Source organism: Neobacillus rhizophilus, from assembly GCF_018343535.1.
GTDB lineage: Bacteria > Bacillota > Bacilli > Bacillales > Cytobacillaceae > Neobacillus > Neobacillus rhizophilus.
In genome coordinates, this window is the sequence record NZ_JAGYPF010000004.1 from 229385 (window position 1) to 253927 (window position 24543).

Here is a 24543-nt window from a genome sequence, read left to right on the forward strand (position 1 = left end):
AATAGCAAATAAATATTGAATGTTTCATGAAATATGTGGGGAGGGGTTATGAAAAAGGTGATGGTTTATTTATTCATTTTTTTAGTTTCATTAATCGTTTTCATCTTATTGTTTATCAACATAAGTCCAGCTTTCGGCAGCAACCCAAGCAAAAAGCAAAAAGAGCGATTCAGTCAATTGGCCAATTATGCTGATGGTAAATTTCTCAATCCAAAACCAACAAAGTTAAATATGGGGGCAGCTGATTATTTCTCCATGCTTGAGGAAAATATTTCAGGTGCTAAAGACCGTAATCCTAAAGGTCAAATTCCTGTTTCCGAAATTGATTGGAACAAAGTTAAAAGTGAGAAAGATAGTTTAACTTGGTTTGGTCATTCTGCTTTTTTAGTTAGTATCGATAATAAAAAGATACTTGTAGATCCCATGCTCGGTCCAGTTGCTTCACCAGTTTCTTTCGTAGGGAGCAAGCGTTACAGCGAAGATATGCTGCATCTTATTGATGATATGCCGCCAATTGATGCTGTTTTTATTACTCATGATCATTACGACCACTTAGATTATCCATCTATTAAAAAATTAAAGAACAAGGTTAATCATTTTTTCGTTCCTCTTGGTGTAGGTGCACACTTAATCGATTGGGGAGTTAAAAAAGTAAAAATAACAGAATTAAATTGGTGGGATGAATCAGAGTTTCAAGGCTTAACGGTAGCATTTACACCTTCCAAACACTTTTCTGGCAGAGGACCGTTAAATAGAAATTCCACTCTTTGGGGCGGTTGGGTCATACTTGGAGAAAAGACACGTTTCTATACAAGCGGAGATGGAGGGTATGGCACACATTTTAAGGAAATTGGAAAAAAATACGGACCATTTGATCTTACTTTAATAGAAGGTGGACAATATGACCGTCGTTGGTCTTGGGTTCATATGACACCTGAACAATCTGTTCAAGCTCATTTAGATGTAAATGGCAAAAATATGATGTTAATTCACTGGGGAGCCTTTACCCTTGCTTACCATGGATGGACAGAACCGATAGAACGAGCATTAAAAGCGTCTGAAAAATCAGGAGTAAATATAATCGCACCTAAAATTGGCGAAACAGTACCATTAGATGGGGAGTTCTCCATTCCTAGCTCCTCTTGGTGGGCTAAATTAAATAAGTAGGTAAAAAAGATGAAAAAGAACAATGAAAAAATGGTCCAATCTTTTAAATTTTTCATTAGAATTAAATCAAAGTATAATTACAAAGAGTTAGTCTAAGAGTAACACTCTTTAAAGAAAGGAAGATTTGGGCAATGAAGAAATCATTAAAAGAAAATGCTGTTTCGTTTTTGCAAATGGTTGCGGCGGGGGAAGTACGCGAAGCATACCGTAGGTACATTAGTCCTGATTTTCGCCATCATAATCCCTTTTTCCGTGGAGATGCTGACACTCTAATGCTTGCAATGGAAGAGAATGCTGCCCAGAATCCTAACAAAAGCCTAGAAGTAAAACGTGTCATTGAAGATGAGGATATGGTTGTAGTTTACTCCCATATAAAACAAAAACCTGAAGACCTTGGGGTGGCTGTGGTTCATCTATTCCGCTTTCATAACGACTCTATCGTCGAATTGTGGGATGTAGGTCAGCCCATACCGGAGAATTCTCCCAATGAAAATGGCGTGTTTTGAGCTTGTATATTGTAGCAATGCAAACGAAGACCATCCAAATGGATGGTCTTTTGGCTGTAGGAACCCTTATCGCAGCTGTTGTCAAAGTCAAAACGATTCTTATTATGATTACTTCAAGCAACCTAACCTTAATCCATATTAACAAAAACACTTTTTACTTCAGTATAGGCATCAAGCGCATAAGATCCCATTTCACGTCCAATTCCGGACTGCTTGAATCCACCAAATGGTGCGGCGGCATCTACAGCATTATAACTATTGACCCAGACCGTCCCGGCTTGTAGTTTACTAGCTACATAGTGGGCATTGCGAACATTCTCAGTCCAAACGGCTGCAGCAAGGCCATAAGTGGTATTATTAGCGCGTTTGATCACTTCGTCTAAATCGTCAAACGGCATAGCAACAAGGACCGGACCAAAAATTTCTTCCCGTGCAATTGTCATATTATCTTGCACGGCTGAGAATATCGTCGGTTCAACAAAGTATCCACTATCGAATGGATTTCTTCCACCTGTTAACATTTCAGCCCCTTCTTGTCTTCCTTTTTCAATATAGCTCATCACGCGATTTTGCTGTTTTTCCGTAACAAGTGGTCCCATTTGCGTATTGGTATCAAGCCCTGGGCCCTGTTTGATACTTTTTGAATAAGAGACAAGGTCAGCTACGACATTATCATACGCTTTCTTTTGGACAAAAAGACGCGAACCCGCAGTGCAAACTTGTCCCTGGTTAAACATGATTCCCATCAATGAACCAGGGATGGCTTTTGTCAAATCGGCATCAGGAAGTATAATATTAGGTGACTTTCCTCCAAGCTCTAATGTCACTCTTTTAAGCGAGTCGGAAGCAAGTCGCATAATCTGTTTTCCCACTACTGTTGATCCAGTAAAGGCGACTTTGTTAACCATTTCATGCCTTACCAGGGGTTCTCCTGCTGTCGGTCCAAATCCAGGAACAATATTGACCACTCCATCAGGGAAACCGGCTTCCTGCATTAACTTAGCTAAATACAAGGCTGAAAGTGGCGTTTGCTCAGCTGGCTTCAATACAACAGTACAACCAGTCGCAAGTGCAGCCCCTAATTTCCAAGCTGCCATTAAAAGTGGAAAGTTCCATGGAATAATTTGTCCGACTACACCTACCGGCTCATGCCTAGTATAGGTGAAAAAATTACCGTTTACCGGGATGGTCTGCCCTACGATTTTAGTTGACCAGCCGGCATAATATCGGAAGTGTTCAATGGCCGTCGGGACATCAAAAAATTTAGATTCATTAATAGGTTTTCCATTATCTAATGTTTCAAGTTGTGCAAGCTCTTCTAAATTCTCTTCCATTAGGTCGGCTAATTTATAAATGAGCCGACTACGGTCTGAACCAGATATCTTAGACCATGGACCATTGTCAAATGCCTCCCGTGCAGCTTTTACTGCCCGATCAATATCTGCTTCTTGGGATTCATATACGTTGGTAATAACTTCGCCGGTAGCCGGATTTTTGGTTTCAAATGTCTTTCCGCTTACTGATTCAACCCATTGCCCATTGATAAATAGTTTTTTAGTACCTTTTAAAAATTCTACTACCTTTTGACTCAATTCCAAAGTTTGTACCATTTACATTCCTCCATATTTACAAATATTTGTCATACAGAAATATTTCTCTCAATTTAAACAAAATCATGAACTACGGTTTATACCTGCTAAATTCGGTTTATTCTAGTTATCTTACTGAATCCACCTCCTTAACTGTTAATATGCAATAAGCATGCCAAAACTACTTTGAAAGTATTATTATCAATACCAAAGAGAGTGCCATTTAATCTAGTGCTGTCCATGTCCCAATGCCGAAACAATTTGTTTCATTTTTAAAACATCCCAACATAAAAATTCCACGAATAAATAGTAAAAAAGGCCATCATCTATTCTTGAAACCAAAAAAATCAGGGGAAATAGCAAGGTTCTATGAATATAAGAACCTGATTACTTTTTTGTAAAAAGAAATGTGGCACAAAAGTTGCATATTAAAAAGTTACAAAGTAATGATTTTGAAATACAAAGGAGGATAAAAAATTTTGGTTAATCAAGAGACAACAAAAACCAGCGAGTTAGTGAAGGATCATGAAGCATCTTACAAAAAAGACTTAGGATATTGGAACTCTACTTTAAGTTATTTAGCAGAAAAAGACCCGGAATTCTTTGAGATTTATAAAAAGTTAGTAGCGACTCCCTACAAAAATAACATTCTTGATGCCAAGTCCAGAGAATTAATAAACGTTGCATTAAGCTCCGCTCCTACGAATCTAAGCACGGACACATTAAGAACCCACATAGAAAACGCCATTGATCAAGGGGCTACCGAAAAAGAAATATTAGAAGTTTTTAAACTTGTCAGTGTACTAGGTATGCATACATGTGCGGTCGGGGTTCCAATTTTAGTTGAAGAAACAGGTGCCTTCGCAGATGCAAAATTGGATGCACATCAGGAGGAGTTAAAAGAAAAGTTCATTCAAAAGATGGGCTACTGGCATTCATTCAGAGACACGCTCTTATTAAATGATGAGCAGTTTTTTGAAAGTTATTATCAATTTCTGACAAACCCTTGGGAAAATGACATTCTAAGCCCAAAATTAAAAGAATTTATTTACATTGCCGTTGATATTGCCACTACACATTTATTTGCTGTTGGAACTAGGGTCCATATTCAAAGTGCCTTAAGACAAGGGGCGACATTTGAAGAAATTATGGAAGTTTTAAAAATAACAAGTGCTCAAGGTGTTGATACTTTTTATGCGGGAATACCGATTTTAAGATCGGTGCTAGCTGAAAAGGGGAATAAATAAAACTATTTTATAGGGGGAAAGTATATGAAAAAAAGAAATTTGATTATCTCCATTATGTTACTGGCAGCAATCCTTTTAACAGCTTGCGGCCTGGCAAAAGAATCGTCAACATCATCCAAGGGCTCCACAAAAGCAAGTAAAGATGTAATTGAAATAAACTACAATGACCTTGCTCCACCTACCCACCCTTATACGAAACAAGTTGCAGAACCTTGGGCAGAATTTGTTGAAAAGGAAACAAATGGAAGGGTGAAAGTTCATGTTTTTCCAAGCTCAGCATTAGGTAAACCAGATACTGGTTATGATGATATCAGCGGTGACGTGTTTGATGTGGGACTTTTATACGCAAGTTCTGACAAGAACGATATCTTGTTCCCATTATCAATTGGAGACTTACCTTTTGCCATTCCTAACTCTGAAGTTGCGATAAAAGTAATGAATAAATTTTACGCGAAATTTATGAAAGATACATTTAAAGATGTTGTCTGGCTCGGTGCTTCTTCTACAGATACAGCACAGCTATATACTTCAGATCCTATTGAAACCGTTAAAGATATAAAAAATAGAAAAATAGTTAATAGTCTATATTCTAGAAATGAATTAATCAAAATGTGGGGAGCTGCTCCTGTATCTATTGATAACTCACAGTTATATGAATCCGTGGAAAAAGGTATGGCTGATGATATTATCTACAATACAACAGGCGCGATTGGGTTTAATTTAAATGAAGTGGCACCGTATATGACAAGGATTGATTTAGGGGTTTCTTCAAATGGCTTGTTCCTAAATGCAAACGTATTCAACAAGATGCCAAAAGATCTTCAAACGTTATTCGTGGAAAAATTAGGTCCAAAACACCAAGAATTGATGTCCCAACTTTATATGAGTTCCATGCAAAATTCCATTAAAGAATTTGAAAATAGAGTGAAAGAAAAGGGTGGAAAAGTAATCACACCGAATAAGGAAGAATCAAATAAATTCAAAGCACCTGCGGAAAAATTATGGGTCAATTGGGTAGCGGAAGCAAATAAAAAGGGCTATCCAGGTGATGAAATGATGAAGTATTTTAAGCAGCAGTTAAAGGATGAGGGAGTAGAAATTCCTTTTTAATAAAATAGAATAGAAGCTAATATGTAAAAAAGTATTATCACTCAAGACTAGGAATGTTTTCTTCCTAGTCTCCTCTTTTATTTATTAATCTAACCAATTTTTAAATTAATACTTAAGAAATGATTTTTATAGATAGAAAGGATGATTGAAGCATGTCATTAAAAAGATTAGAAAATAAGATAGCTATGATTACTGGAGCCGGTAATGGAATTGGGAGAGGAACAGCCGCTTTATTCTCTCAGCATGGGGCAAAGGTTGTAATAACGGATATTGATGAGGCTGGGCTTCAGGAAACATTGGGGATCATCCAGGCGAACGGAGGAGAGGCCATTTCTTTAAAACTAGATGTTTCTAAAGAAAAGGATTGGCAAGAAGTAATGTCGATAGTCGAGGATAACCTGGGCGGATTAGATATTCTGATGAATAATGCCGGTATCGGAGGAAGGGTAGGCTTAGCGGAAACCTCTTTGGAAAGATTTGAAAAGGTCCAATCTATAAACTCTACTGGTGTTTTCTTAGGAATGAAATATGGATCAAATTTAATGAAAAAGACTGGCGGCGGTTCCATTATTAATACATCATCCATGTACGGAATAGTTGGCAGTCCCAGTAGTACGGCCTATCATGCTTCAAAAGGGGCTGTAAGACTTATGACCAAATCCGCAGCGCTTGAGCTAGCAAAGGACTTAATCCGAGTGAATTCGATTCATCCTGGCGTAATTGAAACAAACATGTCCGGTGCGAAAAACGGTGAACATTTCTTAAAGGATAAAACACCTTGGCCTCATTTGGGGGAACCAATTGATATTGCATACGGTGCACTTTATTTAGGTTCCGATGAGTCCCGTTTTGTAACAGGTACAGAGTTGGTGATAGACGGTGGTTTTACAGCTCAATAATGTATCGAATGGCTGTTTAAGAGATGCCCTGATAATATTCATTGTTGATTTTCGTATGGTAAGAGAATTCATATGCGGAGAATTTCCGGCTAATGTATAAAGAGGCAGCTTAACAAGCAAATATAAGCGAAGAAATTCCGATTAACTGCTCTAAATAAGACAAAATCCAAAGATTTGGATCAAATAAACGGAAAAACTTCCTTTATTTTTAAGGAAATAAGGGTATTTCCAAATTTAAACGGAATTTTTCCGTTTATTTTCAAACACAGTAAAATCAAAATTCAGTAATAACAGAGCCTAGAAAATAGTCCATTAATAGTTAAGATGAGAAGGGGATAGGTACGATGACAGAAAAAAGATTAGAAAATAAAGTCGCAATTATTACCGGAGCTGCAAATGGTATTGGTAGAGAGGAAGCCATATTATTTGCTGAAAATGGTGCAAAGGTAGTTGTAACCGATATTAACGAAGAAGCCCTTCAAAAGACTGTCGAAGCCATTAGAATGCAGGGAGGAGAAGCAATTGGCATCAGGCATGATGTCTCTGTTGAAGAGGATTGGCAAGAAGTCATCTTGAAAACAGAAGCAGAATTTGGCCAATTGGACATTCTTTTAAACAATGCGGCAATTTTAAGCAGAAATGGATTAGCAGAAACAACTGTGGATGAATTTTTAAAGATTCAATCCGTTAACTCCGCAGGAACTTTTTTAGGAATGAAGTATGGAGCAGCATTAATTAAGAAAACATCAGGTAAAGGATCAATCATCAATACCTCATCTGGATCAGGCTTGGTTGGAACTCCAGGAAGTACTGCCTACCATGCCTCAAAGGGTGCAGTTAGGTTAATGACCAAATCTGCAGCATTGGAACTAGCTAAGGACTTTATTCGGGTGAATTCCATTCATCCAGGAGTCATTGAAACAGCAATGTCGGGCGGCAAAGACGGCAAACACTTTTTGAGTGAAAAAATCCCTATGAAGTGTTTAGGGAAACCGATTGATATTGCCTATGGTGCCCTTTATTTAGCTTCGGATGAGTCCCGATTTGTAACTGGTTCAGAGTTAATTATCGATGGCGGATATACAGCTCAATAATTATGATGAAAAGGCGCTTGGAATTGCACTCTATTCCAAGTGCCTTTTTTGTCAAAACATGAGCGTGTTATTTTTGGAACCTTGATGTTTCAAAGATGAAACACAAAATGTGCCGTCTAAAAAAGTTCTAACAAGTTTGTGGTGGAAAATCAGAATTTGCTGGGTTTTATAGTGGAAATTTAGATTGGCACGATTATTGCAAGTATTAATGATAAGGATATTAATTTCAAATAGAGAGGAGTAATCGAATGGCTTCACAGAAAAGTTTAGAGGCTCTTTTTCAACCCAAGAGTATCGCGATTATCGGGGCAAGTCCCGACAGCAATAAATTGGGCGGAAGACCTTTAAATTATTTACAAAGAAATGGCTATAAAGGCCAAATTTTTCCGATAAATCCAAATTACAACGAAATATCTGGTTTGAAGTGTTATTCCAGCCTTCTAGACATAGTAGAAGATATCGATTTAGCGATCATTTCACTGCCGAGCAAATTGGTAGTCAACGTATTAAAACAATGTGCAGAAAAAGGGGTTAAGGCAGCGGTCATCTTTAGCTCCGGCTTTTCCGAAATTGGTGAAGAGGGAAGAAAACTGCAGGAAGAAATGACGGCGATTTCAAAGAAAAGCGGGATTAGGATACTAGGACCCAACACACTTGGAATGTTTAACCTTAAGTCTGAGGTATTTGCTACTTTTTCAACCATCTTGGAAAAGCAAACGCCGCTTAAAGGCAACATTGGTTTTGTCAGTCAAAGCGGAGCATTTGGTTCCCACGTTTTTACGCTCGCTAGACAAAATTTTATCGGCTTCAGCCATTTTGTCGCAACTGGAAATGAAAGCGATATCGATGTGGCGGATTGTATTGAATTCCTTGCTGAAGATCCGGATACAGATGTAATCGCTTGCTATATGGAAGGCATTAAGGATGGAAATAAGTTAATCAACGCATTTAAACTGGCTGCTGAAAAGAAAAAACCTGTAATTGCCTTTAAGGTTGGAAAAACGAATGCAGGACAACGAGCTGCCCTTTCGCATACAGGTTCCTTAGCCGGATCGGATCAAGTGTTTAATGCCATTGCAAAACAGTACGGAGTATATCGGGCCGAAACGATTGAAGAATTTATCGACGCAGCCTACGCTTGCTCCATGCTTCCGCTCCCAAAAGGAGATAAAGCGGCTGTCTTTACCGTATCGGGTGGAGTTGGCATTCTGCTAGCAGACCAATTGACGGAAGCATCGTTAACTGTACCGGAGCCTTCAGTTGAAGTGCAGCAGCAGCTTAGTGATCTTCTGCCGATTGCAGGAGTAAAAAATCCAATTGATACAACCGCACAATTAAACACAAGGCAAAATTTATTACAAGATTTTATGGAAATTGTTCTTTCCAGCGGGGAGTACGACTCCGCTATTGTTTTCCTAGCCTTTGGCGGACTGTATCCTGAACATGCGCAAAACCACATTCGATCCATTTCTAACATTGCCGGAAAGTATAAAGAAACTCCGATTATTACCGTTTCGCTGAACTCGGAGGCTTCGAAAAAATCATTTATGGAAAAGCGGTTAGCTGTCATTGAGGATCCTTCCCGGGCGGTAAATGCCATGAAAGCCCTTAAATATTTCAGCCAATTCTATAAGGAAGAATTCGAGACTGCTAGATTTGACGGAATGAACGGCGTATCATTTGACAATCTTCCATCCGTGCTAACAGAACATAAAAGTAAAGAAATACTTAAACATATCGGAATTCCAATCACGAAAGAACAACTAGCTGCAACACTCGCGGAAGCAAAAATAATGGCAAGAGAAATTGGGTATCCAGTTGCCCTTAAAGGGATGTCCCCACAAATCTTGCATAAGAGTGACAAAGGGCTCGTCCAGTTAAACATCACGAATGAAGAAGAATTGGAAGAAAAGTTTTCTTTTATTAAGCAGCAAATCAGCTTAACCGAAAAGGCAGAATACGAGGGTATTCTAGTCCAGGAAATGCTGTCAAAGGATTCTGTGGAAATGTTCATCGGAGCAAATCAGGACCCTGTTTTCGGGCAAATGATTCTCGTCGGTTTAGGCGGAATTCATATCGAAGTGTACAAAGATGCAGTCATGCGAAAGGCACCTATTTCCGAGAAAACCGCAGAAGAAATGCTAGATGAACTTCGCAGCAAAGCCTTATTAAAAGGTTTTCGCGGGTCCGCACCTCGGGATCTGAAAGAATTGAGCCGAGTAGTAGCAAAGTTCAGCCAATTCATCTCGACCCATGATGAGATTGAGGAAATCGATCTAAATCCAATCATGGTCCATGCAGAAGGGGAGGGCGTAACCGTCGCGGATGCCCTGATTACTTTAAAGAAGAAAGCACTTTCAAATATTAAATAATAGATTAAAAATTTAGGAGTGAAAGAACATGGATTTTACAATTCCAGAGGAAACACAAGAAATTATTAAAGGATTAAAACAATTTATTGAAAAGGTAGTATTACCCCTTGAAAAGGAAAATCATGAGCTGTTATACAATGAACGGAACTACTATACGGAAGATGGACGCCACCACCCTAAAGTGGAGGAATTACGGAAGATTGTTCGGATGGAATCGGCGAAAGCAGGCTACTATACGATGTTTGGTGCAGAAGAGCTTGGCGGAGAACAACTCGGGCCAATGACAGCATTACTCGTCCAAGAGGCAATTAATATTTCGTATCCATTTAATAAGCTGGTTGATCCAATCGTCATCCCGTCACCATTTACCAACGGCTTATCACCAATTTTAACCGGCTTAAAAGAGGAATTGAAAGAGCGATATTTAGACGGAATCCGTTCTGGGGAAAAAACACTTTGCTTTGGTTTAACGGAACCGGATGCAGGATCAGATGTATGGAGCATTAAAACGAATGCCGTAAAAGAAGGAAATGAATGGGTCATTAACGGCAGCAAACAATGGATTACAAATGCTGCCCACGCTGATTATTGCATGCTGTTCGCCGTGACAAATCCGGAATTGAAAGCGCAAAGAAAAGGCGGCATTACCTGCTTCTTCGTTGAAACGAGTACAGAGGGGTTCTCCGTTGACTCCGTTATCCCAGTTATGGGTGAGTTAGGGGGAGAAGCATGTATCATTAGTATCGATAATCTCCGGATCCCAGATGAAAATGTAATTGGGGAAGTCGATAAGGGCTTTTCTATCGCCATAAATGGTATTAATACGGGAAGACTTGGGATGAGCGGGAAATGTATCGGTTCTGCTCAATGGGCATTAAAGAAGGCAGTAGAATATGCGGAAATTCGTAAAACCTTTGGTAAGCCAATTAAAGAACATCAAATGATTCAAGCTATGCTTGCAGAATCTGCTATGGATATTTATGCAGCCAGAAATATGGCCCTTAACTGTGCCTGGAAGATTGAAAGTAGTAAAAAACAACCTCGTAAGGAAATTTCAATGGTAAAGGCTTTTTGTACGGAAATGATGGGAAGAGTTTATGATCGGGCCATGCAAATCCATGGTGGGGTAGGGATTTCCAATGAACTTGGATTAGAGCAGGGATACCGCCTGGCAAGGATTGTAAGAATTCCGGATGGCACCTCAGAAATTCACCGCCGAACCATTGCAAAAAGTTTACTAAGCGGAGATTTAACATTCTAATATTTTTTTGGACAGATTGGGACATTCACCGATAAAAAAATCATTTTTAGGGAGCTTGCTATGAAAAATGAATTGGTTCTTCGTGAAGAAGAATGGATGAAAAATAATCGGTTTCGGGATTTAATTGGACTTCAAATTGAGGATATTGGTGATGGAACCGCAACTTTATCCTTGGCAGTACAGGACCAATTGCTGCAAGGGGCAGGAATGGTTCACGGCGGTGTGATTACTACATTAATAGATTCGGTCATTGGTTCGGCTGTAAGGAGCGTAATGTCTGAACAGACGATTAGTTTAACCGCGGAGCTAAACATCAACTTTTTTCGGCCGGCCACACAAGGAAGAATTTTTGCGGGAGGCAGAGTCATTAACAGAGGGAAACTGCTTGCTGTCGGTGTTGGCGATGTCAAGGATGAAGCTGGAAAATTGCTGGCTACTGGCAGGGCGACTTATGTTTTAAAGGATATTTCAAAGAAATAATTGATTCAATACTAAAACAAGGAATGGGTGAATTTTTATGGAAGATCAATTAGTCCTCATTGAGAAAAAAGGGAGAATTGCATACGTAATCCTAAATCGTCCTGATAAATTAAATGCACTAAGCAGGGAGCTATTCCAAGCCTTCGACAAGGCCCTTGACGAGCTTGAAAAAGATCAGGATATCAGTGTGTTAATCATTAAAGGAAATGGCAGGGCTTTTAGCGTCGGGTACGATGTCGGCAAATACAGGGAGCCTAGCGTCACGGAGGACAGAGATTACTTGGAAGAATGCACACGGCGCTGGCTTAGACTGTGGGAATATCCGAAACCGGTCATTGCCCAAGTTCAGGGCTTTGCTTTAGCGGGAGGGACCCAAATGCTAGCTTGCTGCGATATTGTCATTACGGATAAGAAGGCTCAATTTGGTTTCCCATCCTTGCCTCTTGGCGGGGGATTTGTCGGCATCTATTGGGGCTGGCATGTCGGGCCGCAACGGGCAAAAATGTTAGATCTTACAGCAGGAAGCCGGATAAGTGGAGAAAAAGCTGTCCAATATGGGTTTGCCGCCGAATGCTTTGATGCGGATTGTCTTGAAGAAGAAACACTTAAAATTGCAAGAGGCATTGCTAAAACGCCAGCAGATGTCCTAAAGCTGAAAAAGATGGCCCATAATCGGATTATGGATTTACAAGGGTTCCGTACAGGCTTGATGTATGGACCTGAACAGGATGCGATTATCCATACGGCGGAAGGAATCAAATTAATGTACCGTAAAATAAATGAACTAGGCTTAAAAGGCACAATTGAGTGGTTTAACAGCCAGGAAGTATAGCAAATCATTTTTTCTAAAAAATAGCAGTCTATTAAACATTGGGGACCTAGTGCTACGCGTATTTTTCTCCCCAAAAAATCCAATAAAACAGGGAGGGATATTTATGATGGAAACGCGGCTAACAATTGATAAACTACTGTACAGGGCAGAAAAATACTTCCCGACGAAAGAAGTTATCTCCAGAACTGAAAATGGCATGATCCGCTTAACTTATGAGGAATTTGCCAAAAGAACCCGTTCGTTGGCGAGTGCTTTGCAAACGCTTGGGGTTAAAAGAGGAGATCGGGTCGGGACATTTGCCTGGAATGATCACCGGCATTTGGAAGCGTATTTTGCTATTCCCAGCATGGGTGCGGTTTTGCACACCATCAATATCAGGCTTTCTTCCGAACATCTTGCTTATATTATAAACAATGCCGAAGACAAGATACTGCTTGTCGATAAAGGGCTATATCCTTTAATTGAGAACATAATAGATAAAATTCCAACCGTAAAGGCAATTATCATCATGTCGGAAGAGGCTGAGCTACCCCGTACGGAGGAAAAACATCTCTATAACTATGAATTGCTTATTGCAACCGGTGATAATAGTTTCTTGTTTCCAGATGATATAGGCGAAAATGAAGCTGCTGGATTATGTTACACTTCGGCAACGACCGGAAACCCAAAAGGCGTATTATCTACCCATAGAAGTATCGTATTGCATAGCATGATGCTCGGTCTTACGGATACGATGGGGTTGTCTGAGGAAGATCGAGCGATGCATGTGGTACCGATGTTTCACGTAAACGCGTGGGGATTTCCTTTTGCGTCCGTTTGGTTTGGCACGACTCAAATATTGCCTGGCCCAAACTTTACTTCGCAAACACTCTTGGAATTGATAGAGTCTGAACGTGTAACGATAACGGCAGGTGTACCGACTGTATGGATCGGGGTTCTAAATGAATTGAATAGAAGAAGTTATGATTTATCCAGCCTGCGTTATATCCTATGCGGTGGGTCGGCTGCATCGAAAGGGTTGATTTCCTCATTTATGGAAAAATACAACGTGCCGATCATGCATGCTTACGGGATGACAGAAACGGGACCGGTGGCTACAGTCAGCAAACTAAAAAGCTATCATCAAAATCTATCAGCAGAAGAAAAAATAAACCAGCTTACTAAACAGGGAATACCAGTGCCTTTGATAGATGTTAATGTCATAAATGAGTCTGGAGAAGTAAAAATGGACGGTGAAGAGATGGGGGAGGTCCTCTTTAGGGGGCCATGGATTACTGACCATTACTATAAAAAGCCGGAGCAAACGGCAGAGGCTATCAAGGAAGGCTGGCTTTATTCCGGAGATATAGCAACGATTGATGATGCCGGGTATATCAAAATAGTAGACCGAACGAAAGATTTGATCAAAAGCGGCGGCGAATGGATTTCTTCTGTACAGCTTGAGAATGCGCTAATGACCCATGAAGCTGTATTTGAAGCTGCGGTCATTGCGATTCCCCATCCGAAATGGCAGGAACGGCCTGTAGCCTTTGTCGTTTTGCACGACAATTATAAAGATAAGGTGACAAGGGATGAGTTGCTAGCTTATTTAGCACCCCAGTTTGCTAAATGGTGGCTGCCGGACGACATTTTATTTATCCAGGAAGTACCGAAAACAGGTGTTGGAAAGTTCCTAAAAAGGAAACTTCGCGAAGAATATGAGAACTTTTTCGTTAAAGAATAGACCAAATATAATTTCCAACTTTTGTGTTTCAAATGTTTTGACCTGTTTCAAAGGTTTCAATATGTTTCAATTTTGAAACGTTTTATTTTGCTACGTGGCGCATAGCAATTATTTGGATGGATATAAGGTTTGTTTTAGTAGGGGACTTTTTCCTAAAATGTATAGAAATTGTGGTGGTCCAGGCAGGGTTTCACAGACTAATGGCCATTAGCGATTAAGTTGGCACAATATTTGCATTATTAAAAGTGAAAGGAATTTTCCCACTTTAGTAAAGAAAGCCCATGGGATTTATTGTGTCTTTTAAAGGGATTTTGTCTGAATATGTCAAATTGATATGTTTAGGAATTTTTCCATTGTAAGGGTTTTCAGTTGAGCTATCCATTCAAATAAAAATTAATTAGTTCGAAAGTGGAAGTTTAAATTCTTTATTAATATTAAACAGCTAATAAATTTTGAAAGGAATGTTAATATGACAAATCACAAAAATGAAATGAGCTTTGGTCTATTTTTCCTGAATTCAAAATCACCTTTTAAATCGGAAGACGAAGAATTAAGAAACGGTTTGGAGCAAATCAAAGTGGCAGATGAACTTGGGTTCCACAGCGCTTGGATGGCAGAACACAATGCCAGAGACTACGGGGTCGTCACTTCTTCAACCGTTTACTTAGCTGCTGCTGCGGCCCAGACTAAAAGAATTAAATTAGGATCTGCTGTTGCCAGATTACCTTTGCACCATCCAATGCAGCTGGCTGAAGAAATGACTTTAGTTGACGTTATTAGTAACGGCCGCTTATATGTGGGGGTTGGAAAAGGGTATGACAAATTAGAATTTGATGCTTACAATGTGGATTTCGATGAGAGACATGCTAGGTTCGAAGAATCTCTAGATATTTTAAAGGCAGCATTAACCAATCCGAGGATTTCTTATTCAGGTCAATTTTTTAACTTCAGTGATATTCCAATTAACCCAAGGCCAATTCAACAACCCGGCCCTCCCCTCTTCGTGATGGTTTCTCAAAATGACGCGTCCATTATCAATGCTGCGAAGGACGGCTACTCGTTTGTATTAGGCGGAATCAAAAACGATGACACTCTTCATAAAATCAGTTTATACCGGGAAACGGCCCTTGCTGCTGGATACTCGGAGGATTATGTAAATGATGCAATGGCCCGTTCAGGTAAGCTCCTTTTCGTATATGTTGCTGAGACTGATGAACAGGCGTATGAAGAATTTAAGGAAGGATTAATGTGGTATATGTCTGAACGAGATAATCGTCCGGTGTTCGGAGTGGTTCAGCGGGATAAAGTGCTTGATTATAATGAATTCCTTAAATCTGAAAACGCGATTGTCGGCTCTCCTGATAAAGTTCGAAGAGATATTGAAAAATTCCAAAAGGAAACAGGGCTGAATAATATTATTTGTTGGATGAATATCGGCGGTCAGCCTAATGATCGGGTGATTAAATCGATGAACTTGTTCTCCAAAGAGGTAATGCCTTATTTCTGCAATGTAGAAACCTACCAAAAAATTTAAAGTCGTTGCTGGAATAAACGCAAAATAGAAGGATGCAGCAAGATAGGGGCTGTCGGAAAATTCAGATGGAATGATTGGAACCGGAAGGCCCCTTTTGAAGCATCCAATCTTTCCCTTATTGATTAAGAATGAATAGAAAGGGGATTTGGTACATTGTTTGATAAAATCATTAAATATATAACGGACATTAATAAATGGATTGCTTATGTCGGCCTCTTGCTGATGGTGGCCCTTGTATTTTGTTTCTCTGTATCAAGGACGATCGGTGTTCCAATTATCGGGGATATAGAAATTGTTCAATTTCTAATGGCTGTCATCATCTTTGCATCCCTGGCTTTTACAGAATCGACAAATTCCCACATTTCCATAGGAATATTAACCGAGAAATTTCCTCAATCCCTGCAAAATATATTGGGGATTATTGGGAAGTTGATTACATTAGTTTTCTGCCTGGTCGTAATCTGGGTCTTTATACAAAAAATGGAATACTCAACGACATCCTTGCTCTTAAAAATTCCTTTATATCCTTTTAAGTTTTTATTGGTCATCGGTTTTGCAGCCTGGTGTTTGGAGCTGATCAAAAAATTATTCAATAAAAAATTTATAGATTAGTTTAATTTGCCTCAAGGTTTATATAAAGGAGTGATAAACGTTGTCCATAACTACTGTAAGCATGATTGTCATAATCGCGGTTTTTGTCCTGATGTTTCTCCGGGTGCCTATCGCTGTCTCGATGGCCGTACCTGCCTGTTTGGGGATTGTTTATTTAAAAGGATGGGAAACCCTTTTTTCTGTTGTTAATACCAATGTTTGGGAACAAAGCTTTTCTTATACGTTAAGTACAATTCCCCTATTTGTTCTGATGGGACAGTTACTATATTATTCGGACCTGACAACGGAATTGTTCACGGCCTTCCGGAACTGGCTCAACCAATTAAAAGGCGGATTAGGTATTGCCACAGTCGGGGCTTCCGCCATGTTCGCTGCCGCTTCCGGTTCCAGTTTGGCCACTACCGGGACGATGGGAGTCATGGCAGCCAAAGAAATGTTAAATGCTGGATATAGCAAAAGCTTAACAGGGGGTTCCATAGCAGCCGGAGGCACACTCGGAATTTTGATTCCCCCAAGTACAATGTTTATCGTCTATGGAATGATGACTGAACAATCGATTGGGAAACTGTTAATTGCAGGAATTATTCCCGGGATTCTCCTAACTCTTTTATTTATGCTGGCGATTTCAATCGCTATATTCATAAATCCAAACCATCATATAAAGACGAAAGAAGAGGAAAAGATAAGCTGGAAAGAGAAGTTTAGCTCTCTAAAACCTACTATTTGGATCGTCGTTTTGTTTATTATCGTTATTGGCGGAATGTATGTAGGATTTTTCAGTGCTACAGAATCTGCAGGAGTCGGTGCTCTTGGTGCGTTTGCAATTGGCTTTATGCGCAGGAAATTAACAAAGGAGAAAATAACGGCTACTGTTTATGAAACGATTAAAACAACAGGATTTATTTTTGCCATAGTCATGGGGGCATTTATCTTAAACTACTTTTTGATGATTACTAGAGTTCCGCAGATGATATCGGACTTCCTTTTCGGGAGAGATTTATCCGCAACGATGATTTTTGTCCTTATTATTTTAATGTACATGGTCCTTGGTTGTGTCATGGACTCCCTCTCAATGGTTGTGGTTACGATTCCCATTATACTCCCGTTAGTAGAAGCGCTTGGGTTTGATTTAATTTGGTTTGGCGTCATTATTGTTTTAGTAGTGGAAATGGCCTTAATCACTCCTCCCGTGGGAATGAACTGTTATGTTCTGAATGGAGTGGTAAAAGAACTGGATTTAGCAAGTATATTTAAAGGTGCTATCATCTTTGTCATACCGATTCTCGTGTTAATAGCATTATTGTATATATTCCCTGAAATTGCTTTGTTCTTACCGACCTCGGTGAAATAGTTTCTCTTTGTTCAGAATATTTCGATTACAAGGTGTATAATAAATGTTGTAGTCAAAATTAGATGAAGTTTGGCAAAGTAAGGGGAATCTTGGGAGGAAAGAAAATGGCAAGACTTATTATATCAGGTTCATCGCCATTGGACGACTTAATTAAAAGGGCAATAGAAAAGAAAAATAGGACGATAAAAGGGCTTGTCATTGAATCAATGGTAGGTCAGCGTATTCTTGATAACAAGAATGTCATCAGTAATGAAGATGTTGTTATTTGTGGTCCAGCAATTTATAAAGTGTTTAAAGAACAAAATTTGCTCGGGCAAATAGTTCCGATCAGGCTGCAGGTCAATGATCTCCTGAATGCCCTTCAAAAGGGATGCCAACATAGCGATGAAGTCAACTTAATCAATTTTAAAGATTATATAATTGATCAAAATATAGAGCAGCTTGAATCGCTCTTTAAAATTAGGATTCACCAATATACGTATGAGACATGGAATGATGCCGAGACCATCATTACTCAGCTAAGGGAAAATCATCAATCTGTTGTAATTGGTGCAGGGCTGATTACAGGACTCGCAAAAGAAAATGGAATGCATGGAATTGTCTGGTACGGAGAAGAAAGTATTAATCTGGCAGTTGATATTGCTTTAGGTATTCTAAATGCCCGTTTCGAAGAAAAAAGAAATTCTCAAAGAGAAAATTACATTATGGAGAATTTTAATGAAGGAGTAATTATATCCAGCGATACTGGACATATAGTCAATGTCAACCGCAAAGCCACTGGTCTCCTTGGAATCGAGGAAAAAGACCTGCGTGGATTACACGTAAAAGAAATTCTTGTTGATACAAAAGGTATTGGTAATACTGAATGGAAAAAAGGGATAAAGGAACAAATTGTCTCCTTTAAAGACAAGAATTTCTTGCTGAGTACATTTCCGATTGTTGTAGACCATCATTATGATGGGATGGTCGGCATCTTTTCCGATATTAATGCCGTTCAAGAAAGCGGAAACAGAATAAGACGCAAAATGTATAGCAAACCCAATACGGCCGAATACCAATTTGAAGACATCGTTGGTGCAAGCCAAGGAATAGTAACCACTATCAAAAAGGCAATCAAATTTTCCCGGACCGATTCCAATGTTTTAATTCTTGGGGAAAGCGGTACAGGGAAGGAATTGTTTGCCCAAAGCATCCACAATAAAAGCTACAGAAAAGACCAGCCCTTTATTGCCATCAACTGTGCTGCTGTTCCTGATAACCTGCTTGAATCTGAATTCTTCGGATATATTGAAGGGGCGTTTACGGGAGCAAAAAAAGGGGGAAAACCAGGACTCTTTGAAAAAGCCCATAATGGGACTGTGTTCTTAGATGAGATTGGAGAAATCCCTTTAAGCATGCAGGCAAAACTTCTTAGGGTTCTCCAAGAGAAAGTGGTCATGCGTGTAGGCAGCACGACCCCCATTCCTGTTAATGTAAGGGTTATTTCGGCAACGAATGTAAATTTGATCGACAAGGTTAAAAATAATGAATTTCGAACGGATTTATATTATCGAATTGCAGTCTTAAATTTGTTTCTTCCGCCATTAAGAAATAGGTTGTCTGACCTTGAGCCTTTGGTGAAATTCTTTACAACGAAACACTATCCGCAGTTTGCTCGACTAATAAATGAAAATAGTAAAGAAATAGCCTATATATTGTCCGAGCATAAGTGGCAGGGGAATATAAGAGAATTGGAAAATACATTGGAGAGAATGTTTGCTTACTTAGAACATCCTTTTATGGTTACCAGAAAAGAATTGGTAAGGAACCTCCGTGAAGCAATCGATGAAAATAGTATCGTTCTGCAGGAAGAAATAGGGGAACAAGATACATTTCAGGATGTAATCAAACAGGTAGAAAAGAAGCAGATTTATGAAGCCATTAAGGCAGCTAATGGAAGCAAAATAGAAGCTGCTAAATTACTAGGCATCAGCCGCAGTACTTTATGGAGGAAGCTAAATCAACCTGATTAACAGGGTTAAATTTCTAAAAATTGTGTCTATTCATCATAAATTAGTGAAAAGAGGTTTAAGGCGTGAACAAAACGACGGACTTCATAACTGGATTGACCTTTAGTGAGGATCCTAGAATCTATAATGGTTACTTATGGTTTTCTGATTTTTTCAGCAAACAGGTATTGAAGGCTGATATGGACACCGGTGAAGTTGAAACGGTTTGCCGATTGGATGACCAACCTTCAGGACTGGGTTGGCTTCCTGATGGACGGATGCTTGTAGTATCTATGCTCAATCGAAAAGTATACCGTCTAGAAACGAACGGGGAGCTAACGGAATACGCAGATCTTAATCATATTGCCACATACCATTGCAACGACATGCTCGTTGACAAAGCAGGAAGGGCATATGTCGGAAATTTCGGAGGAAATCTTTCTGCTATAGCTAAAAAATACGGCCGGGAAGCATTGAAAAATATGGAACTGCCAACTGCTGCAATTGCTTGTATTGAGCCGAATGGAGATGTAAAGGTAGTTGCTGAGAACATGCTTTTTCCAAATGGGACTGTTTTGACTGATAACGGAAAAACAATGATTATCGCAGAAACGTATGGAAATTGTTTGACTGCATTTGATGTAGAAAAAGATGGGACCCTTGTTAACCGAAGGACATGGGCTCAATTCGACAATATTTATCCTGATGGAATTTGCATTGACTCAGAAGGAGCCATTTGGGCATCCAACCCTATAGAAAATGCGGTTTATCGGGTAAAAGAGGGGGGAGAAATAACAGATAAGGTTCAAACTAGCCAAAACTGTTATGCTGTCGCCCTGGGTGGAAAAGAAGGAAGGACCCTTTATTGTTGCACCGCACAAACCTCCGACCCTGTGGATGCAGTTCATTTGAAGTGCGGCAAAATTGAAACAATTGAAGTGAAAGTTCCGGCATTGAATGTTTGAAGTATGATTTTGCCCTAACCGATTAAGGCCTTGGAAGTACCATATGAAAGAATGAATATTTTAATAGGTTGGGAGGTACCGGTTGTGTTAACGACTAATGTAAACGTTCCAGACTATACCTTTCAAAAAAGTATTGAAAAGAACTTTGGAATCAATCGCGGGATTTACAACAGAATTGATGAATGGTTTTTCGAACAGGGGATACAGGATGTAATGACAAGAAGGCAAGTCATTGTCGAGTTTTCCAACTTTGTTGTTGAATCAAAGATGAAAATGGGGACATCAGCAAGAACACGGTTTGGACATGGAGGTCTTGTGAAAAGACTAAATGATTTTTGGAATGTCAGACCTTTCGTCATTGAGGAAGCTATTAAATAATCGATTTTTTATAAAAAATATGCTGAGAAGGAGAATTATGAGATGACAAAAACCACCGAAAGAGCATCTATTTTTAAAAAAATAATGGGGCAATATCCGACTGGAGTAACCATTGTGACAACGATGGATGAAAACAAGAATCCCGTTGGTTTAACCGTCAATTCCTTTGCTTCTGTATCCATCGACCCTTTAATGGTGCTTTGGTGCATTGATAAAAGGTCATCCGCGTTAAACGCATTTTTACAAGGTGGAAAATATGCCGTGCACACCCTCGCTGTAGATCAGGCAGAGGCATGCTGGGCGTTTGCAGGGAAAGAAAAAGACCGTTTTTCAAAAGTACAATGGGAAACTTCTTCAAATGGGCTGCCAATCATAAAAGATTCCTTAGGAATTTTTGAATGCAAAACAGTCAATAAAATCGATGCCGGTGACCATTTTATCCTTTTAGGCGAAGTAATCGACCTATTCGTTAACGAAAAAGAACCCCTATTATATTACAATCGGAATGTTGCTGGAATTCCTGCAGATTGGCCAAATCAATAGAATCTCTTTTCGCTAGATTATTGACTCTTAGGGGGGGAATGAAATGAAAATTTTAGGGATATCAGGAACTGTTGTCGGGAGTAAAACAGCGATTGTGATCGGAAAAATCTTAGATACAATGAAAATCCATAATCCTGAGTTGAAAATAGAATTTTTGGATCTTAGGGATTATCAAATTGAATTTTGTGACGGCCGTCCAATCTCCAATTACACTGGTGACACCAAAAAGGTAATTGACCAAATGATGGGGGCGGACGGATTTGTATTCGGAACCCCTATTTTCCAAGGTTCATTTAGCGGTGCATTTAAAAATTTAATTGATTTAATTCCACCGGCAGCATTCAAACATAAAGTGATGGGGTTCGTGACGACTGGAGGAAACCAACAGCATTTTCTAGTAGCCGAAAATCAGTTAAAACCGCTTGCTGGGTATTTAAATGGGTACGTCGTACCAACTACCATTTTTGCCCATAACAGCCAGTTTAATGATAAAAATGAAGTAGAAGATGTGGGACTATTGGAATGCATTCGTGAATTTAGCCAGCAATTTTGTTATATGAGTGAAGGTTTAACGGGAGTCAAGCAAAACTAATGAAAAAACAACTAAATCAATAAATCAACCTTCGCACCAAAAATGAGTGCTGTATCATTGGCTTTATTGAGCTTGGAATATAATAAATTAAAATAGCTTCTATCTATTAATAAGCTTGCCCTAGCCGGGGCAATGTAACTGGACGCAATATTTTCGGCGGATGTCATGCCGCAGAGTTGATATTTGCGTGAATCAATGCCGGACATGTACTTGTCTACGATCTATGATGTCAATACTTTTGCCAACCGAATTTAAATGATGAAGTAAATTAAAACTTAAAGTTCTTGTTATAAACTATTTAAATTTTAGGAGAATAAAGTGTAAAAGTGTGGGCAGCCAATTAAACAAATATGGCTGCCCATATACATTACATACTGAATTACATTACATACTGAATGGATTTGGGCTTGTAGGAACGGGAGCGGGGGCCATCTTCTGTTTACGAAATGATTTATCGATGAAATCATTCTTAATTGCGAAAGATGTATATTTATATGCACAAGAAGGGTTCGAAATTAAGATTAAAAACGGATGGTTCGAGGAACCCCCACAAATGGAGGACCGTGCCCGGATTATCAATAATGGAAATTGAATAAAGAGATGGACTGAAAGCGCAAAATAAAGCTAGTGTCGGTTCGCCGATACTAATTTCAGTGTGGGGGGAGTTAGTTTGAATATACTTCGTTTGTTTAATTTGGTTATTACATTCGTGATCAAGGTTAGATTCTTTATAAAAATGGTAAAGAACATGAGGCTAGACCATTTAATAAGAATGCCCATCCTAACATAACTTAGTATGTAAAAAACTATCGATTTCCACATTGTCCAAAAGGTAAGCACATTCCTGTGTTTGCCTTTTTTGTCTTATCATTCTATATGGCAGGGCAGCTAATTATCTTGATGACAATTTGAAAAAATAGAAGTGCCAAGGACCCTTTTAAAGAATATATCACGCATGGCACTTCATGCTTGAATGATGCATTAGAACCGTCCCCATGCATCATAACCTAACCGGACGATTTTATAGGTGCTTTTATGTAGAAAGAGTAAATAATCAATGTAATCATTTATAGGGTTAAAACGTTTGGGTTGTGATAGTAATCTGTTATATTCATTTAAAAGGTCATCTAGCTCTTGACTGCAATAAATGGTTTCTTCACTATCAAGTCCCTTTGACATCCCTATTTGAATCATCTCGGCTCTTTTATTACGTATAGCTTCTGCTAATTGTGCTTGTCCCATTGCAAAAACACACCCCGAAAATGTTTGTTTAATAATTAAATTAACACAAAAAGTATTATAACATTTTCAGACTTCCGTAGAACGTTTTCGATAAAACAAGGTATAAAAAGATAAAAAGCGACGAAATTCATCGACTTTCGACGCACTGATGCATGGGGACGGTTCTTGTGCATCAACTTTCTAGTTCTAAGAGGTGTGTTCATGTGTCAACCACCAAATTGAAACAATAAAACCGTCCCTATTTACCCAAGGACGGTTCTTGTTCCTTATCTTATTTGTTCATAGATATGTGTTCATCCAAAATGCAACAAGAGAACCGTCCCCATGAACCATGTTACCCTTTTTTCTTTAGGCGTCCTACAAGAGGAACTACAATGATGCCTGCTATTACGACCTGCATTATGTTTCCAGGGATGGAGCCGAATGGCTGGATCCAGTTCCCGTAGAGGATGACTTCGGTGAAATAGTAGCCCACAACTTTTATGACTAGTGCAGCTACAACGGCTAGAGAATATACAAGTACCCTTTTTCCGGGCACCTTTTCGGCAATGAGACCGACTACAAAGCCCATTGTACCTACGATGACAAAGGTAAACGGTGACCATAATGCCCATCCTGAGACAATATCAAACAAACCCATACCAAACGCCCCAGCAATGGCTCCGGTTCTTTTACCGTAAACCAAGGCTGCGATAAAAAGAGGAACGTTACCCAAATGGATTAGACCACCGTTCCCCATGATTGGGAGCCTTAAGTTGATGAACATCGTGGCTACGAAGGTTAAGGCAATGAAAAGTGCACTGATGACAATGGCTTTTGTTTTTGTTGATTCTGTTGTTGAAAATGTCGAATTCATATCTAACCTCTTCTTTTCTAAAAAGTAAAATAATATATCAAATATTAAATATATACCTAAATCAAGTAGAAGAAAAGATTATTTTTGTACTTATATAAACTTGAGTTGAAGATAGGCTTTGTGGTTGTTCCCCATTTTTTTATGTGCCAACAAAATTCTAAAAGAGTTTCAGTTGGTGCGGGGATCGCTACGCTGTCCCATT

At 39.2% G+C, this 24543-nt stretch carries 23 protein-coding genes; 20 read left to right on the forward strand and 3 right to left on the reverse strand.

Features of this window, described 5'->3' with window-relative positions:
- The first annotated feature begins 60 nt into the window (after positions 1–60).
- Positions 61–1167, forward strand: a complete 1107-nt coding sequence (locus tag KHA99_RS19405) for an MBL fold metallo-hydrolase (protein WP_213119752.1) — start codon at positions 61–63, stop codon at positions 1165–1167.
- A 131-nt stretch (positions 1168–1298) separates the two neighbouring features.
- Complete coding sequence (locus tag KHA99_RS19410; protein ID WP_213119149.1) at positions 1299–1673, forward strand: nuclear transport factor 2 family protein; 375 nt, start codon at positions 1299–1301, stop codon at positions 1671–1673.
- Between the two features lie 128 nt (positions 1674–1801).
- Here the strand turns inward: KHA99_RS19410 and KHA99_RS19415 are convergent, their stop codons facing one another.
- Positions 1802–3283 (reverse strand): aldehyde dehydrogenase family protein, encoded by a 1482-nt coding sequence (locus KHA99_RS19415; RefSeq protein WP_213119150.1) that lies wholly within the window; start codon positions 3281–3283, stop codon positions 1802–1804.
- Positions 3284–3741: 458 nt separating this feature from the next.
- Here KHA99_RS19415 and KHA99_RS19420 point away from each other — a divergent pair, with 458 nt between their 5' ends.
- From KHA99_RS19420 to KHA99_RS19505, 18 genes are all read left to right on the forward strand, one after another.
- Positions 3742–4509, forward strand: a complete 768-nt coding sequence (locus KHA99_RS19420; protein ID WP_213119151.1) for a carboxymuconolactone decarboxylase family protein — start codon at positions 3742–3744, stop codon at positions 4507–4509.
- A gap of 24 nt (positions 4510–4533) precedes the next feature.
- A complete protein-coding gene (dctP, locus tag KHA99_RS19425) occupies positions 4534–5619 on the forward strand; it encodes a TRAP transporter substrate-binding protein DctP (protein WP_213119152.1) in 1086 nt (361 codons plus the stop codon).
- Between the two features lie 152 nt (positions 5620–5771).
- The gene (locus KHA99_RS19430; protein WP_213119153.1) at positions 5772–6518 is read left to right on the forward strand and encodes an SDR family NAD(P)-dependent oxidoreductase; all 747 of its coding nucleotides are present in this window, start codon (positions 5772–5774) and stop codon (positions 6516–6518) included.
- Between the two features lie 344 nt (positions 6519–6862).
- A complete protein-coding gene (locus KHA99_RS19435; RefSeq protein WP_213119154.1) occupies positions 6863–7612 on the forward strand; it encodes an SDR family NAD(P)-dependent oxidoreductase in 750 nt (249 codons plus the stop codon).
- Positions 7613–7860: 248 nt separating this feature from the next.
- Positions 7861–9984, forward strand: a complete 2124-nt coding sequence (locus KHA99_RS19440; protein ID WP_213119155.1) for an acetate--CoA ligase family protein — start codon at positions 7861–7863, stop codon at positions 9982–9984.
- Between the two features lie 28 nt (positions 9985–10012).
- A complete protein-coding gene (locus KHA99_RS19445; RefSeq protein WP_213119156.1) occupies positions 10013–11245 on the forward strand; it encodes an acyl-CoA dehydrogenase family protein in 1233 nt (410 codons plus the stop codon).
- 60 nt (positions 11246–11305) lie between these two features.
- A complete protein-coding gene (locus KHA99_RS19450; protein ID WP_213119157.1) occupies positions 11306–11725 on the forward strand; it encodes a PaaI family thioesterase in 420 nt (139 codons plus the stop codon).
- Positions 11726–11762: 37 nt separating this feature from the next.
- Positions 11763–12557, forward strand: coding sequence for an enoyl-CoA hydratase/isomerase family protein (locus tag KHA99_RS19455; protein WP_213119158.1), 795 nt, complete (start codon positions 11763–11765; stop codon positions 12555–12557).
- A gap of 103 nt (positions 12558–12660) precedes the next feature.
- The gene (locus KHA99_RS19460; RefSeq protein WP_213119159.1) at positions 12661–14280 is read left to right on the forward strand and encodes a long-chain fatty acid--CoA ligase; all 1620 of its coding nucleotides are present in this window, start codon (positions 12661–12663) and stop codon (positions 14278–14280) included.
- 469 nt (positions 14281–14749) lie between these two features.
- Positions 14750–15814, forward strand: coding sequence for an LLM class flavin-dependent oxidoreductase (locus KHA99_RS19465; protein WP_213119160.1), 1065 nt, complete (start codon positions 14750–14752; stop codon positions 15812–15814).
- A gap of 153 nt (positions 15815–15967) precedes the next feature.
- Positions 15968–16426 carry a TRAP transporter small permease gene (locus KHA99_RS19470; RefSeq protein WP_213119161.1) on the forward strand — a complete coding sequence of 153 codons (459 nt, stop codon included), beginning with the start codon at positions 15968–15970 and terminating at the stop codon, positions 16424–16426.
- Positions 16427–16466: 40 nt separating this feature from the next.
- On the forward strand, positions 16467–17777 hold the full coding sequence (locus KHA99_RS19475; RefSeq protein WP_213119162.1) for a TRAP transporter large permease: 1311 nt from the start codon (positions 16467–16469) through the stop codon (positions 17775–17777).
- A gap of 104 nt (positions 17778–17881) precedes the next feature.
- Positions 17882–19789: a sigma 54-interacting transcriptional regulator gene (locus KHA99_RS19480; protein WP_213119163.1), complete on the forward strand. Its 1908-nt coding sequence runs from the start codon at positions 17882–17884 to the stop codon at positions 19787–19789.
- A gap of 62 nt (positions 19790–19851) precedes the next feature.
- Positions 19852–20730, forward strand: coding sequence for an SMP-30/gluconolactonase/LRE family protein (locus KHA99_RS19485; protein WP_213119164.1), 879 nt, complete (start codon positions 19852–19854; stop codon positions 20728–20730).
- Between the two features lie 84 nt (positions 20731–20814).
- Positions 20815–21108 carry a hypothetical protein gene (locus KHA99_RS19490; RefSeq protein WP_213119165.1) on the forward strand — a complete coding sequence of 98 codons (294 nt, stop codon included), beginning with the start codon at positions 20815–20817 and terminating at the stop codon, positions 21106–21108.
- Between the two features lie 42 nt (positions 21109–21150).
- The gene (locus KHA99_RS19495) at positions 21151–21651 is read left to right on the forward strand and encodes a flavin reductase family protein (RefSeq protein ID WP_213119166.1); all 501 of its coding nucleotides are present in this window, start codon (positions 21151–21153) and stop codon (positions 21649–21651) included.
- Positions 21652–21694: 43 nt separating this feature from the next.
- Positions 21695–22243 (forward strand): NADPH-dependent FMN reductase, encoded by a 549-nt coding sequence (locus KHA99_RS19500; RefSeq protein ID WP_213119167.1) that lies wholly within the window; start codon positions 21695–21697, stop codon positions 22241–22243.
- Between the two features lie 328 nt (positions 22244–22571).
- The gene (locus KHA99_RS19505; protein WP_307852105.1) at positions 22572–22835 is read left to right on the forward strand and encodes a DUF3231 family protein; all 264 of its coding nucleotides are present in this window, start codon (positions 22572–22574) and stop codon (positions 22833–22835) included.
- Positions 22836–23224: 389 nt separating this feature from the next.
- Here KHA99_RS19505 and KHA99_RS19510 read toward each other — a convergent pair whose 3' ends face one another.
- The gene (locus KHA99_RS19510) at positions 23225–23485 is read right to left on the reverse strand and encodes an aspartyl-phosphate phosphatase Spo0E family protein (protein WP_213119168.1); all 261 of its coding nucleotides are present in this window, start codon (positions 23483–23485) and stop codon (positions 23225–23227) included.
- A gap of 334 nt (positions 23486–23819) precedes the next feature.
- Positions 23820–24341: an ECF transporter S component gene (locus tag KHA99_RS19515; protein ID WP_213119169.1), complete on the reverse strand. Its 522-nt coding sequence runs from the start codon at positions 24339–24341 to the stop codon at positions 23820–23822.
- Positions 24342–24543: the final 202 nt, after the last annotated feature.